The organism is Pontixanthobacter luteolus (assembly GCF_947494915.1).
GTDB lineage: Bacteria > Pseudomonadota > Alphaproteobacteria > Sphingomonadales > Sphingomonadaceae > Pontixanthobacter > Pontixanthobacter luteolus.
Window position 1 is genome coordinate 1766324 of the sequence record NZ_CANLWR010000001.1, and the last position, 14371, is coordinate 1780694.

At 60.7% G+C, this 14371-nt stretch carries 14 protein-coding genes; 7 read left to right on the plus strand and 7 right to left on the minus strand.

Annotation, left to right across the window (positions count from 1 at the left end; genetic code table 11):
* The first annotated feature begins 37 nt into the window (after positions 1–37).
* Entirely contained in the window at positions 38–730 is a 693-nt protein-coding gene (locus PO778_RS08600) for a L,D-transpeptidase family protein (protein WP_271439268.1), read from the plus strand.
* On the opposite strand, the gene tilS is transcribed toward PO778_RS08600, so the two are convergent.
* The 5 genes from tilS to PO778_RS08625 form a co-directional block, all read right to left on the minus strand.
* Complete coding sequence (gene tilS, locus PO778_RS08605; RefSeq protein WP_438944391.1) at positions 731–1723, minus strand: tRNA lysidine(34) synthetase TilS; 993 nt, start codon at positions 1721–1723, stop codon at positions 731–733.
* The gene (locus PO778_RS08610; RefSeq protein WP_271439269.1) at positions 1719–2636 is read right to left on the minus strand and encodes a tetratricopeptide repeat protein; all 918 of its coding nucleotides are present in this window, start codon (positions 2634–2636) and stop codon (positions 1719–1721) included. The genes tilS and PO778_RS08610 overlap by 5 nt, the downstream gene beginning before the upstream one ends.
* Before the next feature lie 134 nt (positions 2637–2770).
* A complete protein-coding gene (locus tag PO778_RS08615) occupies positions 2771–3604 on the minus strand; it encodes a helix-turn-helix domain-containing protein (protein ID WP_160730496.1) in 834 nt (277 codons plus the stop codon).
* Between the two features lie 125 nt (positions 3605–3729).
* Complete coding sequence (ptsP, locus tag PO778_RS08620; protein ID WP_271439270.1) at positions 3730–6000, minus strand: phosphoenolpyruvate--protein phosphotransferase; 2271 nt, start codon at positions 5998–6000, stop codon at positions 3730–3732.
* Between the two features lie 80 nt (positions 6001–6080).
* Positions 6081–6236 carry a YdcH family protein gene (locus PO778_RS08625; protein WP_160730498.1) on the minus strand — a complete coding sequence of 52 codons (156 nt, stop codon included), beginning with the start codon at positions 6234–6236 and terminating at the stop codon, positions 6081–6083.
* Between the two features lie 222 nt (positions 6237–6458).
* Between PO778_RS08625 and PO778_RS08630 the strand changes: the two genes are divergently transcribed.
* Both PO778_RS08630 and PO778_RS08635 read left to right on the plus strand, forming a co-directional pair.
* A complete protein-coding gene (locus PO778_RS08630) occupies positions 6459–6656 on the plus strand; it encodes a YdcH family protein (RefSeq protein ID WP_160730499.1) in 198 nt (65 codons plus the stop codon).
* Between the two features lie 196 nt (positions 6657–6852).
* Complete coding sequence (locus tag PO778_RS08635) at positions 6853–7314, plus strand: DUF1465 family protein (RefSeq protein WP_271439271.1); 462 nt, start codon at positions 6853–6855, stop codon at positions 7312–7314.
* A gap of 9 nt (positions 7315–7323) precedes the next feature.
* Here PO778_RS08635 and PO778_RS08640 read toward each other — a convergent pair whose 3' ends face one another.
* Positions 7324–8793, minus strand: a complete 1470-nt coding sequence (locus PO778_RS08640) for a glycerol kinase (protein WP_271439272.1) — start codon at positions 8791–8793, stop codon at positions 7324–7326.
* A 94-nt stretch (positions 8794–8887) separates the two neighbouring features.
* Here PO778_RS08640 and PO778_RS08645 point away from each other — a divergent pair, with 94 nt between their 5' ends.
* From PO778_RS08645 to PO778_RS08655, 3 genes are all read left to right on the plus strand, one after another.
* A complete protein-coding gene (locus tag PO778_RS08645; protein ID WP_271439273.1) occupies positions 8888–9775 on the plus strand; it encodes an MBL fold metallo-hydrolase in 888 nt (295 codons plus the stop codon).
* Between the two features lie 69 nt (positions 9776–9844).
* Positions 9845–10831, plus strand: coding sequence for a quinolinate synthase NadA (nadA, locus tag PO778_RS08650; protein WP_271439274.1), 987 nt, complete (start codon positions 9845–9847; stop codon positions 10829–10831).
* A 111-nt stretch (positions 10832–10942) separates the two neighbouring features.
* The gene (locus PO778_RS08655) at positions 10943–12274 is read left to right on the plus strand and encodes a DUF2254 domain-containing protein (protein ID WP_271439275.1); all 1332 of its coding nucleotides are present in this window, start codon (positions 10943–10945) and stop codon (positions 12272–12274) included.
* Here PO778_RS08655 and PO778_RS08660 read toward each other — a convergent pair.
* Entirely contained in the window at positions 12271–13212 is a 942-nt protein-coding gene (locus tag PO778_RS08660) for a DMT family transporter (protein WP_271439276.1), read from the minus strand. The two genes, PO778_RS08655 and PO778_RS08660, sit on opposite strands and share 4 nt — an antisense overlap.
* A gap of 56 nt (positions 13213–13268) precedes the next feature.
* On the opposite strand from PO778_RS08660, the gene PO778_RS08665 reads away from it, so the two are divergent.
* Positions 13269–14363: an alkene reductase gene (locus PO778_RS08665; RefSeq protein ID WP_271439277.1), complete on the plus strand. Its 1095-nt coding sequence runs from the start codon at positions 13269–13271 to the stop codon at positions 14361–14363.
* The last annotated feature ends 8 nt before the right edge of the window (positions 14364–14371 follow it).

Sequence of the window (14371 nt, forward strand, 5' to 3'; positions counted from 1 at the left end):
GCTGGCGGAAATTCTCGCTTTCTGGCATTGGGAAGTCATGGAACCAATGGTGAAATGGATTGGCGGCGCAACTGCCGCGCTGGTGTTGCTACTCGGCGGGACGACGCTTGCCAGCGGTCTGGTGACAGGCGACAACTCTCAGGATGCTCCGGCGCTGGAAGAAGCCATTCCAGCAGAAGAGACGGTTCAGGCTGATGAGATCGCGCAAAAGCAGGGCATCGCAACCACCGCAGAACCCACGGTCCAACAAGTCGCGCAAGACACCGATGACACCTTCGTAATCAAGCGCATCCTGCCGATTTCCGGCCCGATCAAATATGGCGAATGGCACTGGGATGACGAAGGCGTGCCTGATGGGCCGTTGGTCATGACTGTCGACCTCGATGCCAGAGTGCTTTCGGTATTTCGTGGCGGCTACGAAATCGGCGCGTCAGCTGTGTTGCTAGGCACCGACGAGCATCCAACGCCGCTCGGCACGTTCCCGATCCGCTACAAGATGCGCCACAATGTTTCAGAGAAGTATAACAACGCGCCAATGCCGTATTCGATGTTCCTGACGACAGACGGCGTTGCGATCCATGGGTCACAGGTTGAGAACGGCTATGCCAGCCATGGCTGCATCGGAACTCCAGACGATTTCGCGGCCAAGGTATTCGCCATCGCCAAGAAGGGCGACAAGGTCATCATCACCCGCGGCAAACGCATCGGCATGGGCGATTCGATTATCTGATCAAGGCTGGCTTGCGGTGTTTCGCGGCGGCTCCGGCTCGAACCGCCACGCATCGCCAACGGTTGATGCAAGCACGCCGGCTAGGTTCGCCTGCTCCCCTGCCTCAAGCCGGTCCAGCAGACGCGCAATGTCCGACCCGCGCGGCCCCGAACCGGGCAGATCACCGCCCAATTCCTCGATAATGCGCGAAACGACGCGCAACCGCACCGTGCGCGGCGCAGCCGGCCGATAGACATATTTGCGCCCGATCCGCTTCACCCGGCCTGCCCATTCATGCGCGGCCATCCATTCAATTGTGGCATCCGCTTCAGCGAGATGGGTCACGCTTTTCGCTATCGCGCCGATGTCCAGCCAGCCAGCATCGGTCAGGTTTTCGCGCAGTTTCACCCTGTCGAATGCCTGATCCCGATTGGACGGGTCCCGGGCGAAATCGGCACCGGCATTTTCTAGCAATTCGATCAGTTCTCGCTTGCGCCATGCCAATAGCGGCCGGATCAATCGATGCGATCCCCCGGGCACATTGCCCGAGGGCCGAATGCCCGAAAGGCCCGCAACCCCGCTGCCGCGATTAAGCCGCATAAGGAAGGTTTCGACCTGGTCATCGGCATGGTGCGCGGTTGCAAGGGTCGGCAGATCCTGTTCGGCAAGCCACCTGTCCAGCGCACCGTAGCGGGCATTTCGCGCCTCTGCCTGCAAATTGCCTGCGGCAACATCGACAGGCAGCGTCCGGTGCGGCACGCCGAGGATCTTGCAAAGATCGGAGACCATCGCAGCCTCGGCTGCGCTTTCTTCACGCAGCCGGTGATCGACGGTCGCTGCCTCGACCATGCCTGGCCTTGCAGCGTTGGCCAGCAGCAACAAAGCCATGCTGTCGGGCCCGCCAGAAACAGCTACACCGAGCTTTTCCCCAGCTGGCCAGAGGCGATCTGCATCGCCCCGAAAACGTTCGATCAGTTTCGGGTCAAGTTGAGGCGGCCTGGCGCCGCTATCAATTGCAAGTCACCTTGGACCGGTTCGCCTGATACTGATTGCTCAAGCGGCCTGATGCGAGTGCCGGATATGTATCGCCGAATTCCGCCAGCGCGATGCAGGCGCGGTTTGTATCTTTCAGCGCAATCATGCTCTCCGCCAGATACAGCAGGCTGTCGGGCGCCCGGGCATCCTGCTTGTTAGCCTGGTAGTTGCGAAGGAACCACGGCGCGGCCTCGCTTGGCTTGCCATCGTCCAGATACGCCCGGCCAAGAAGGTTGCGGCCATAAGTGCTGCGCCAATGGTTGGGATACTCGTTCGCGAACTTGGTCAATTGCTGCTGCGCCTCGGGATAGAAACCCGCATTCCACAGGCGGTACCCGTAAGAATATTCATCGTCGGCAGCGTCATCTGTCTGCGGTTTGGCGATTTCCTGAACAGCGGCAAGGCGGCTGGCGCTGGGCGCAGCAGCCGGTTGCGCCTTGTCGTCATCGCCATCATCCGATGCACCGCCAGTCATGGCGGACAGATTGCTCGACGGTGCGCTCGTGGCCGCAGTCGCCGCCGTCGGCGTAGTTTCGAGCGAAACGATACGGTTGGTCAGTTGCAGGATTGCATTGGTGTTTTCTTCGGTCTGCGAAGTCAGGCTGGCAATCTGCGCCTCAAGCGCATCGAGGCGCACGAGGATGTCGGTCACGGCAGTGGTCGATGCCGTGTTGCCAGTGCCGCCAGCCGCTGGCGCGCGGGTAATCTCAGGTTCGAAATAGCGCCCGTCCCCGCCCGGAAAAACCTTGCGCTGCAACGCGCGGACTTCGGATTCCAGCTTGCGCAGGCGCGCCTCGTCGCCGTTCGACTGTGCGAGAGCAGGCATGGAAGTGCCAGCGACTGCGAATAGCGCGAGGCCCGCGAAAACTGCACGGCTGCTACGGCTGATCATGGTATGGAACGCTCCTGTACGGTCTAAAATCGTCATCTGGCGTCATGACACCAGAGTGTGCCTGAATATTTGCAGAATCTGCAACATCGGCCCCGCTTTGTCGAGGCGATTGATGGCCAAATCGGTGGAGATTGTCAGTTAAGCTGCGGCTCTGAATCGTCGGCCGGAGCCGGTTCAGCAGAGTTACGCGCCAGCAATGCCTCTGCCGTAACGTCAATGTCGCGGAGGATTTCGCTTTCGTCAGACAAGGTACCGATGTCGGTATCGCCGATGGTAATCCTCAATGCTTCTGGCTGTCCGGTCCATACCTGCGGCCCCTGCGCGTCTGCTGGGACGACGTATCGTTCGCCTTCCGCCATCTGCTTTTCCATCAGGCGTTCGCCCGCATCGTCGTAGAATTTGACCCATACGCCATCTTCCAGCGACGTGAAGACCACCCGCCGGTCAGTCGATGCAACAGCGATCGCAGGTGCGGCGGTGGCAGCAGCCGGTGCCTGATTTTCTGCAATCTGCTGTTCGCCAACCAGCGGCGCCGGGCCTGAACCCGGGAAGATATATCCGCGGAAAAAGGCCAATCCGCCCACAATCAGAAGGATTGCCGCAAAGGCGCTGAACCACGCCAGCCCCCTGCCGGGCACACGGTCCGGATCACCCGGTTCATAGGTGGCGGTAGCACCATTTTCACGGTAGACACCGTTGTCCAGTTCCGCGCGGACCTCGTCTACAATCTCATTGGTATCGAGGCCGACAGCCTGAGCGTAATTGCGCGAGAATCCGATGGCGTAGGCCCGCGACGGAAGTTCGGAAAATTCCCCGTGCTCAATCGATTCCAGATGGCGCGCTGGAATGCGCGTCTCTGCTGCGACCTGATCGATTGTCATGCCCGCAGCTTCCCGTGCACGTGCAAGTTTCTGCCCTGCACCTTCCAAAGGGAGCTGTTCATCACGAAGAGTTACTTCGTCACTCATTTAATTGTCCTTGCCACCCGATTTATATTTTGACGCAGGAGAATAGGTCTGACGCGTCTGAGTCAAGCACCTTGCCGCGACGCCACCCTCGGAATTCGCCCAGCCGGTCCAGAGGCAGGACGAAGTCAATCGACGGAGATTCCGCGCTCTGCTGCCCACTCTGCCAGAGTGGTGCGCAAGTTCTCTGGCGGATGGGCGAGCCAGCCATTCATAGCCTCGGTAATCTGGGCCAGATCGACCTGCCGTACGAGTTCCTTGATCGGACCGATGGATACCGGCGTAATCGATAATCGGCGATAACCGATGCCGAGCAGCGCCAATGCCTCCAACTGCCTGCCGCCCATCTCGCCGCAAATCCCCAGATCGACCGGCTGGCCGACCGCAGCCAGCGAGACACGCCGCAGGAACCGCAGGATAGCGGGGCTCAACCAGTCATAACGTTCAGCGAGCTTAGGATTGGCCCGATCTGCCGCGAACAGGAACTGCGTCAGGTCATTCGTGCCGATAGACAGGAACGATATCCGCGGGAGCAGTTGGTCAAGCACTTCGGCAAGCGCCGGAACTTCCAGCATGGCTCCGTAATGGATCGCCTCCGGCAAGACTTTCTTCTGCGATTTCAGGTAGGCCAGCTGATCTTCGAAAACGGACTTGGCGGCATCGAATTCCCACGGTTCCGACACCATCGGGAACATGACGTACAGCGATCTGCCCGATGCCGCTTCCAGCAAAGCCCTTGCCTGTACCTTGAGCAGACCGTCGCGTTCCAGGGCAAGACGCAGTGCGCGCCATCCCATCGCAGGGTTCTCGTCATTCTCCGCTTCGCCTGAACGAAGATACGGCACTGCCTTGTCGCCGCCGATATCTACAGTCCGGAAAATCACTGGGCGGTCGCCCGCCGCGTCGATCACGTCTCGGTACAGGCGAAACTGGCGTTCGCGCTGGGGGAGGGTCGCGGAAACCAGGAACTGGAATTCCGTGCGGAACAGGCCGATCCCGTCCGCGCCAACCAGATTGAGGTTGGAAATATCTTCGCGCAGGCCGGCATTCATCATCACCTGAATGCGCGTGCCGCAGCGGGTGAACGGCTCCACATCGCGCAGCTTGGCGTAATCGGCCTGCCTTTTGCGCGATTTGGTGAAACGTGTTTCGAACGCGTCTGCAACCGGTTGGGCAGGCCGGACCGTGGCAGTTCCATTTTCCGCATCGAGCAGGATTTCGTCGCCTTCGCGCACGATCCCGCGCAGACCGCGGACACGGCCCAGAACCGGAACTCCCATCGCACGCGCCACGATAACCACGTGTGACGTCAGCGATCCTTCTTCCAGGATCACGCCTTTCAACCTGCGCTTGTCGTATTCCAGCAGTTCCGCCGGACCGAGGTTTTTCGCGATCAGGATTGTGTCGCCGCGAAGGCCCTGCGTGGCGGCAGTTCCCATCTGGCCGGAAACAATCCGCAACAGCCTGTTCGCCAGATCTTCCAGATCGTGCATCCGGTCTTGCAGCAGCGGATCGTCAATCTCGCGCATTCGCATCCGCGTTCGCTGCTGAACCCTCTCGATTGCCGCCTCTGCAGTCAGGCCGGAATCGATTGCTTCGTTGATCCGGCGGCCCCACCCCTCGTCATAGGCGAACATCTTGTAGGTGTTCAGGACCTCCTCGTGCTCTCCGCCCACGCCAAACTCGGCATTGCTGGCCATATTGTCGATCTGTTCGCGCATCTTGTCGAAGGCACGGTAGACACGCTGCCGCTCGACCTCGATGTCGTCGGCCATGACCTGATCAATGGTAACGCGCGGCTGGTGGTAGACAGCATTGCCGCTCGCCAGCCCCTTGACCAGCGACAGGCCGGCAATATTGGCCGGACCCGTCTGTTCGGGGGCAAGGCCCAGCGCCTCTTCCTCGTCCACCAGATCATTGTTTGAAATAAGTTCAGACAGGACCATGGCGGTCGTTTGCAGCGCCTCGATCTCGATGTCTTCGTAGCGGCGCGGATCGACATGCTGCACGCACAGCACACCGATGGCACGTTCGCGGTACACGATCGGTACGCCGGCGAAGGAATGGAACTTCTCTTCACCGGTTTCCGGCCTGTACTGGAAATCGGGATGCGCCTTGGCCTCTGCCAGGTTCAGCGTCTCGACATTATCGGCAATCGTACCCGTCAGCCCTTCGCCGATCGCCATCCGGGTGACGTGCACGGCTTCCTTGTTCAAACCGCGCGTCGCGAAAAGTTCCAGCATCCCCTCGCGCAGGAGATAGATCGACACCACCTCGCTATCGAGATTGTGCGCGATGATCTCCACCACCCGGTCGAGCTTGCGCTGCGCGTGCATACGCGAAGCCATGATCTCGTGCAGTTGTGTAAGAATCAAGCGGGCTGCTGCGGCTGCGGTCATAGGCAAGGCCTATACCACAACACACAGCAAGTTAATCGCTTTCCGCGCGGCGGACAGTGTCGGCGTTCAGGAAAATCCGGTCAGTTTGCAGCCAGTTCTTCCTTAATTCGCAATTTCTTTTTCTTGAGGGCCTGGATTGTCGCTGTGTCTGGCGCTGGCCGGTTCATTTCGCTGCGAAGCTTTTGTTCAATGACGGCATGTTTTGATTGCAGGGCGCTGACGTGGGACGATTCCATCTGGCTCTCCTTGTTAGGTGCGTGACCCGGTGAGCGACTCGTCCATCGCGGACGAACCGCGTATGCACATAGAACCACATCCGCGCGGGTTTGCGAAGGGCTGATTTTTCACTTTTCGGCGACCAACCCTTTTGACGCGGTGAATTGTCCCGCTAGAAGCGAGGCCGGATAATCAGGCGCATCAGCCTGACAGAGAGGATACGGCCTTGGGGATGCTGCGACGTGACTGAAGACGAAATGCGCAAGCGCCTGGCCGTGCTGAAAACCGAACATCGCGACCTCGATGCTGCGATCGAAGCGCTGCGTCAGTCCGGCTCCACCGACCAGCTTCAGATTGCCCGGCTAAAGAAACGGAAACTGGGCCTGAAGGACCAGATATCGCTGCTCGAAGACGCTTTGTTACCAGACATCATTGCCTAAGGGTTAACGCCGACTGCAATTAGTCGCTTTTGTGCAATTGCCTGATCTGCAACACAAATATTGATGCTGCATGTTCAGATCGTTTCCCCAGCCGCCGTTCGAAACCGACCCATTTCGGCACAGTCCCGATTTGGTTCGGGATAGTTTTAGCAATGGTCTGGCCCCTCAGGAATCGCGCACGTACGAGTGTAAATTCATGGCCAAACCGACCGACATAAACGAGCCAATCGTCGAGGCATTGTATTGCGAGGCGCTGGTGCTTGCTGACGAAGTGCGGCAGGTTTTCGACCTGACCCCGGTTCGCGACACAAGTGCGGAAGCCGACAAGGTCCGCCTTGCCCTGTCGGTAGAAGGCCTGCGGACCACCACCCGGATCATGCATGTCCTCGCATGGCTGCTCAATCACCGCGCATATTTCAATGGCGAACTGAGCGAGTTCCAGCTTCGCCGTCACAGCAAATTACCGCCTGATCGCCAATCTGAACCAGGCAATCTCGAACTGCTGGAAGAAACGACCCGTTCACTGATCCGGGAAAGCGAGCACCTTCACGCGCGGATCACTCGGCTCGATACTGCATGGCGCGACCGGTTCGAAATGCGTCCGGCGGCGATCCTTCGCCTGCGCGAACGCCTTGACGATGCGGTTCAGCGCGGCTGAACAAGCCATTTACGCTGCGGCCAGCGCCTTGCGCCAGGCGAACAGCCGTTTTTCCCGAACATTACCGTCCATCGACGGCGCGAAGTTGCCGATCGTCCCGCGCATCGCATCGCTCGCTTCCTGAAGGTCCGCGACAATCCCCGCCCCCTTGGCGGCCAGCATTGCAGCGCCAAGCGCAGTTGTCTCGACAAAATCGGGCCGTTCGACCGGCAGGTTCAGCAAATTGGCAATATCCTGCGCCATCCAGTCGTTCGCGCTCATCCCGCCGTCGATTTTCAACGAGGTCCAGCGGGCACCATCGGCTGCGAATGCTTCTGCCAGATCGAACGTCTGATGCGCCATCGCCTCCAGTGCGGCGCGCGCTATCTGCGCCCGCCCCGTGGCGAAGCTGAGCCCGGCAATCACGCCGCGCGCTTCGGGCTGCCAGTGCGGTGCACCCAGCCCAGCCATCGCCGGTATGATCACCACGCCGCCGCTATCGTCGATTGATCGCGCGAGCGTTTCGGTCTCCGCTGCCGTGCCAAGCAAGCCAAGCGAATCCCGCAGCCACTGGACCAGACTACCAGCCACGAAAACGGACCCTTCCAGCGCATAGGTGCGCACGCCGTCTTCCTGATAGAGGACGGTACCGAGCAGGCGGTTGGACGATGCCGGAATGCTTTGCCCCTTATTGGCAAGGATGAATGCCCCGGTGCCGTAAGTCGCCTTGGTTTCGCCCGGCGTCAGACAGCCCTGCCCGATCGTTGCCGATTGCTGGTCCCCGACCATTCCGGTGATCGGGATCGGCGCGCCGAACAATTCGCGCAAGGTGCTGCCAAATGCCCCTGAATTATCGACCACTTCCGCCAGCGCAGATTTCGGCACACCAAACAGGTCGCACAGCCCCTCGTCGAAATCCACTCCGTCAAGCGTCAGCAACAAGGTCCGACTGGCATTGCTGGCATCGCTGATGAACTTGCCGCCTGTAAGTTTGAATACCAACCAGCTCTCAATTGTGCCCAGCGCCAGCGTGCCTGCCTCTGCCGCCGCCTTCACCGCCGGCTCGTTGTCGATCAACCAGCGCATTTTCGTGCCTGAGAAATATGGGTCGAGCAGCAGGCCGGTGCGTTCCTGCACCTCTGGCTCGTGCCCGGCATTGCGCAAAGTGTCGCAGAAATCGGCGGTGCGGCGATCTTGCCAGACAAGCGCGCGCGACAGCGGTTCGCCGCTGTTCCGGTCCCACGCGACCACAGTCTCGCGCTGGTTGGTGATGCCGATCCCGGCGATATGCTCCGCCCCGCCAGCTTTCTCGACCATCTCCCTCGCGCAGGCCAGTGTCCGGTGCCAGATTTCCGTCGCGTCATGTTCCACCCGGCCAGGTGCGGGGTAATGCTGGGTCAATTCCTGCTGCGCGCTGGAAAGAAGCTTGCCATCGGGCGCGAACAACATCGCCCGTGTCGAGGTTGTGCCTTCATCGAGTACGAGAATTTTCTGCGTCATCCTGCCTGAATGCCGCCCGCTACGTAACAAGTCGAGAGGGATTGAAAGGAAACGTGTCTCGACTTCGCAGGGCTTGGGCTGCAATAGACGCAACATGGCTATTCCGCCCAAACCATGGCCGACCGGCAAGGTCGAGCAGCCCGAGCCGCTGGTCCGCCGCGTGCTCGCCCCCAATCCCTCACCCTACACCTACACCGGTACGCAGACCTATATCGTCGGCAATCAGGGGCAGGTCGCGGTAATCGATCCCGGCCCTGACGAGCCCGATCATCTGCAGGCGCTGATCACCGCGATCGGGGATGACAAGGTTATCGCGATCATGTGCACGCATACGCACCGTGATCACTCGCCGGCCGCCGCGCCGCTGGCGAAACTTACCGGCGCACCGATTGTCGGCTGCGCCCCGCTGGCATTGAAAGTCGACGGGCCGCGATCCGACGAAGCATTCGACACCACATACGAGCCGGACCGCGTGCTGGAAGACGGCGAACAGATGACCGGCACCGGCTGGACGCTGACCGCGGTCCACACCCCCGGCCACACGTCCAACCATCTGTGTTTTGCGCTGGAAGAAAGCGGCGCGCTGTTCACCGGCGACCATGTCATGGGCTGGTCAACCAGCGTGGTGATCCCGCCCGACGGCGACATGGGCGATTACATGAAAAGCCTCGAAAAACTGTACGCCCGGGCCGAAGAAGGCGGCGACCGGGTCTATTATTCCGCCCACGGCGCGCCGATCGAAAAGCCGCGCCAGCTTGTGCGCGGCATGATGGGGCACCGCCGCCAGCGCGAAAACCAGATCCTGCGCCTTTTGGGCGAGAGCGCGAAGAGCATCGATGAAATGGTGCCGATCATGTACAAGGGGCTGGACCCGAAACTGACCGGCGCTGCCGGGATGTCGGTAAAGGCTCATTTGCTCGATCTGGAACGCCGGGGGCTGGTATCGCGTTCAGGAGATATATGGCAGACGCACGCCGCTTGATCCGCTAGCAATCATCAGACAGGAAAAGCCGGCACGCCGCAGCTTGCCGGTACGACAAAAGGACTAGAAATGACCGCCCCTACAAAGCTTCCCACCGGTGACGATCTGCTCGCGGAAATCGACCGCCTGCGCAAGGAACGCAACGCGGTCATCCTGGCGCACTACTATCAGACCCCGGATATCCAGGACCTGGCCGATTATGTGGGGGACAGCCTGCAGCTTAGCCAGATGGCGGCCGAAACCGATGCCGACGTGATTGCCTTTTGCGGCGTCAAATTCATGGCCGACACAGCCAAAATTCTCAGCCCGGAAAAAATCGTCGTGCTGCCCGATATGGATGCCGGTTGCAGCCTGGAAGACAGCTGCCCGCCAGAAAAGTTCAAGGCCTTCCGCGAGGCGCATCCCGATCACATCGCGCTGACCTACATCAATTGTTCTACTGAGGTGAAAGCGCTGTCGGATGTGATCGTGACCAGCTCTTCGGCTGAAACCATCCTTCAGCAAATTCCGGCAGACCAGAAGATCATTTTCGGGCCCGACCGGCATTTGGGCGGGTATCTGAGCCGAAAGTTCAACCGCGAAATGCTGCTGTGGCCCGGTGTCTGCATCGTGCACGAGGCGTTCAGCGAAACCGAACTGCTCAAGCTGAAAGAGCAATATCCCGACGCGCCGATTGCTGCGCACCCGGAATGCCCGCCGACAATCGTCGATCACGCCGACTATGTCGGTTCGACCAGCGGCATTCTGCAATTCGCCAAGACGTTCCCGGGTGACACGCTGATCGTCGCGACCGAGCCGCACATCATCCACCAGATGGAAAAGGCGCTGCCGGAAAAGAATTTCATCGGCGCGCCCGGTGCAGACGGCAATTGCAGCTGCAACATCTGCCCCTACATGGCGCTCAACACGCTGGAAAAACTCTACACCGCGCTGCGCGATCTGGAACCGCGGATCGAAATCGAGGAAGGCCTGCGCCTGAAAGCGAAGCAAAGCCTCGACCGGATGCTGGAAATGGCCAGCGGCACCATCGGCAAGGGCGATTTGGGCAAGGTCTGAACGGGGTGACGGCTGGATGGTGCGGGCCAATCGCTGATTTTGGTTTTTGCCTGATCCGGCTCGCGCGATGCCCGTGACGCAACCAAAGCTGCTTCTGCGCGTTTCCCCCGCATGACAGCTGACATCCGCTTTTTCTGGGCGCGCTTAAACGCGAACTATTGGTTCTATCCGGCGCTGTTTTCGATCATCGCTGCGGTGCTTGCATTCTCGCTGGTCTGGCTCGACCGATCAGGCTGGGCGCAGGCGCTGAATGAGGCCGACTGGCTGATTCCCGCCCGGCCCAAGGGCGCGGCGGATATGCTGACGGTGATGGCCGGCAGCATGATCGGGGTCGCCTCCACCGTTTTCTCGATCACGCTGGTCGCGGTTACCTATGCCAGCGGGAACTACGGCCCGCGTCTGCTGACCAATTTTCTGGAAGATCGCGGCAACCAGCTCAGCCTGGCCACTTTCATCGGCAGCTTTGTCTATGCACTCGTCGTGCTGCGCAGCGTGCGGGCAGAGGATGAAACGCCTGCGGCAGGCTCAGGCGCGGCAGATGCGCTGCCTGGTTTCGTGCCGCAATTGTCCCTGCTGGTCGCCTATATCCTGATGGCGGTGTGCGTCGGCGTGCTGGTGTTCTTCCTCAACCACATTCCGTCCAGCATCCGGATCAATAAAGTGATCGAGGGTATCGGCGAGCGTCTGCTGCGCGCGATCCGTGAAACCTATCCAGTCGAGGACGAATTTTCCGATCCTGTCGAACAGGCAGGCGGAGAGGTACTGACCGCCTGGGGCACCGGCTATGTGCAGTTGATCGACTTTGATGATCTGAAACAGGTCGCGAGGGGTTGCGGCGGCACTTTCTCTCTCAAGGTGAGGACCGGCGACTTTGTGCACCGCGACTTGGCCCTGATGGAAATTGACGGGTGCAAGCCCGACGATGTCGAGGACCGTGTCAGGCAATGTTTCACCCTCGGACCATCGCGCACTCCGGAACAGGACCCGCAATTTCTGATCGACGAACTGGTCGAAATCGGCCTGCGTGCGCTGTCGCCCGGCATCAACGATCCGTTCACGGCAATCACCGCGCTGCACTGGCTCGGCGCTGCCACTTCGGAAATCGGACGCCGCGATCTGCGCAAGGACATTTGCGGCGAAGATGAGGATGACTGCCCTATCATCCCGCTGCCCGACAATTTCGCCCATTATGTGAAGCGCGGCTTCGGTTCGATCCGCAGTGCAGTCGCGACATCGGCCATCGCAGCCGAGGTCATGCTGGACGTGATCTCGCACGCCGCCACGCCGATGCGGGACGAACGGCGCCAGCAAATCCTGCGCGACGAAGGCAGGTTACTGGGCGAACAGGCCCGGCTGGTATTGATCGGGCCGGATCTGGTTACGTTTGACGAACATGCCGCCGCATTCGACCGCAGTTTCTGGACAGACAGCGCGGCGGGTTAACTTCCCTCGCCAGCTTTTGCTGTGCCGTGCCCGGGTGCCTTCGGCAATCTGACCCGCGCCAGAAGCAGCGCCCCGCCCAGCATCGCCATGCCCAGAATATCGACCGCGCCCAGAATCTCGCCGAACACGCTGTACCCGATCAGCGCGGCGAGCGCCGGTTGTGTCAGAAGCGCCAGACCGATGATCAGCGGCGGAAAATGGCGCAGGCTGAATACCAGCAGCCCCTGTCCCAGCAATTGGCTGGTGATGAACAGGATGATCACCGGGGTCCAGTTGGTCGGCCACACGGGTTCACCTGCAAACACGGCCAGCGCCAGTATCACGGGCGATGCGAACACGCTGACCCACACCAGCAAGCTCCACGCGCCGATGGCCTTGCGCGCATCCTGCAGCGTCAGCAGGTAAACCGCATAGAACAGCCCCGCAGCCAGACAGAACAGGTCGCCGATCAACGTCGCGGTGCTGATTTCCAGACTGCGCCCCAGCAATATCCCCGCCCCGCCCAGCGCAAAAACGATCGCCAGCCATTCAAGCCCGCGCGGCAGCGTGCGGGTGATCAGGAATGTCCAGAACAGCAGCACGATGCTGCCCGCATTGCCGAACAGCGTCGCATTGCCCAGCCGGGTCTGCTCGATCCCGATATGCCAGCTCGACAGATCCAGCGCGAAAGCCACTGCGCCAAGCGCAACGAGTGAAAGCGTCCGGCGCGGGATGCCTCGCAACCTCTGCCCGGTTATCCGCGCAAACAGCACCAGGAATGGCAGCGCCAGAAACAGCCGCCAAAACGCCGCTGAAACCGGGCCGGTGTCGGCCAGCCGCACCAGCCACGGCCCCGTCGCAAGCGCGGCATTGCCCAGCAGCAAAGCCGCCAGAAATACCCAGCGCGGCCAAGAACCGCTATCCAGCCTGCTCGTTTTTGTTGCGCTTGTATTGCTCACCCGCGTTCCTTAGCTGCCATGGCAACAAAGCGAACCAATTTTCGAAAGGGGCATTAATGCACGACAGTCTTTTCCAGCCGATCAAGTTCGGTGCAATCGAAGCGAAGAACCGCATCCTGATGGCGCCGCTCACGCGCGGCCGTTCGACCCAGCCCGGCTCCGTGCCCAATGAAATGATGGCCACCTATTACCGCCAGCGCGCCGGTGCCGGCCTGATCATCAGCGAGGCGACGGGCATCAGCGTGGAAGGCCTTGGCTGGCCAGCTGCCCCAGGTATCTGGAGCGACGAGCAGGTCGAAGGTTGGAAACTGACCACCGATGCCGTGCACGAAGCAGGCGGCAAGATCGTGCTGCAAATGTGGCACATGGGCCGGTTGGTGCACCCCGATTTTCTCGGCGGCGAACCGCCTGTATCGGCCAGCGCGACCTGCGCGCCGGGCCATGCCCACACGTTCGAAGGGCGCAAGGATCACCAGCAGGCACGGGCGCTGGAAACAGACGAGATCAAGCGCGTGGTGGCCGATTACCGCCACGCCGCCGAAAATGCGAAGAAAGCCGGGTTCGACGGCGTCCAGTTGCACGGGGCAAATGGCTATCTTGTGGACCAGTTCCTGCGCGAAACAACCAACCAGCGCACCGACGAATATGGCGGATCGCCCGAAAACCGCACCCGTTTCCTGCGCGAAGTGCTGGAGGCGTTGGTCGATGTATGGGGCGCAGACCGCGTCAGCGTGCGGCTGTCGCCCAATGGCGAAACCCAGGGTGCAGACGACAGCAATCCGGCGGCGGTATTCGGCGCAGCAGCGCGCGTGGTGGAGGAGCTTGGCCTCGGCTTCCTGGAACTGCGTGAACCCGGCCCCGATGGCACGTTCGGATCGACCGATGTGCCCAAGCAAAGCCCGCTGATCCGCACGATCTATACCGGCCCGCTGGTTCTCAACAGCGATTACACCGCAGAACAAGCGGCCGAAGCGGTTGAAACCGGCAGGTGCGATGCCATCAGCTTTGGCCGGCCCTACATCTCCAACCCCGATCTTGCAGAGCGGATCGCCAAGGGTGCCGAATGGGCCGAAAACGTGAATGTCCCGCAAAGCTGGTATTTGCCCGGCCCCGCCGGTTACATCGATTACCCCGCAATGGACGAAGAATAAGCATCGCG

Excerpts from the sequence above, each read along its gene's own strand:
- PO778_RS08600 (WP_271439268.1), top strand. The coding sequence starts at position 38 with ATGGAACCAATGGTGAAATGGATTGGCGGCGCAACTGCCGCGCTGGTG.
- PO778_RS08610 (WP_271439269.1), bottom strand. The coding sequence starts at position 2,636 with ATGATCAGCCGTAGCAGCCGTGCAGTTTTCGCGGGCCTCGCGCTATTC.
- PO778_RS08615 (WP_160730496.1), bottom strand. The coding sequence starts at position 3,604 with ATGAGTGACGAAGTAACTCTTCGTGATGAACAGCTCCCTTTGGAAGGT.
- ptsP (WP_271439270.1), bottom strand. The coding sequence starts at position 6,000 with ATGACCGCAGCCGCAGCAGCCCGCTTGATTCTTACACAACTGCACGAG.
- PO778_RS08625 (WP_160730498.1), bottom strand. The coding sequence starts at position 6,236 with ATGGAATCGTCCCACGTCAGCGCCCTGCAATCAAAACATGCCGTCATT.
- PO778_RS08635 (WP_271439271.1), top strand. The coding sequence starts at position 6,853 with ATGGCCAAACCGACCGACATAAACGAGCCAATCGTCGAGGCATTGTAT.
- PO778_RS08640 (WP_271439272.1), bottom strand. The coding sequence starts at position 8,793 with ATGACGCAGAAAATTCTCGTACTCGATGAAGGCACAACCTCGACACGG.
- PO778_RS08645 (WP_271439273.1), top strand. The coding sequence starts at position 8,888 with ATGGCTATTCCGCCCAAACCATGGCCGACCGGCAAGGTCGAGCAGCCC.
- nadA (WP_271439274.1), top strand. The coding sequence starts at position 9,845 with ATGACCGCCCCTACAAAGCTTCCCACCGGTGACGATCTGCTCGCGGAA.
- PO778_RS08655 (WP_271439275.1), top strand. The coding sequence starts at position 10,943 with ATGACAGCTGACATCCGCTTTTTCTGGGCGCGCTTAAACGCGAACTAT.
- PO778_RS08665 (WP_271439277.1), top strand. The coding sequence starts at position 13,269 with ATGCACGACAGTCTTTTCCAGCCGATCAAGTTCGGTGCAATCGAAGCG.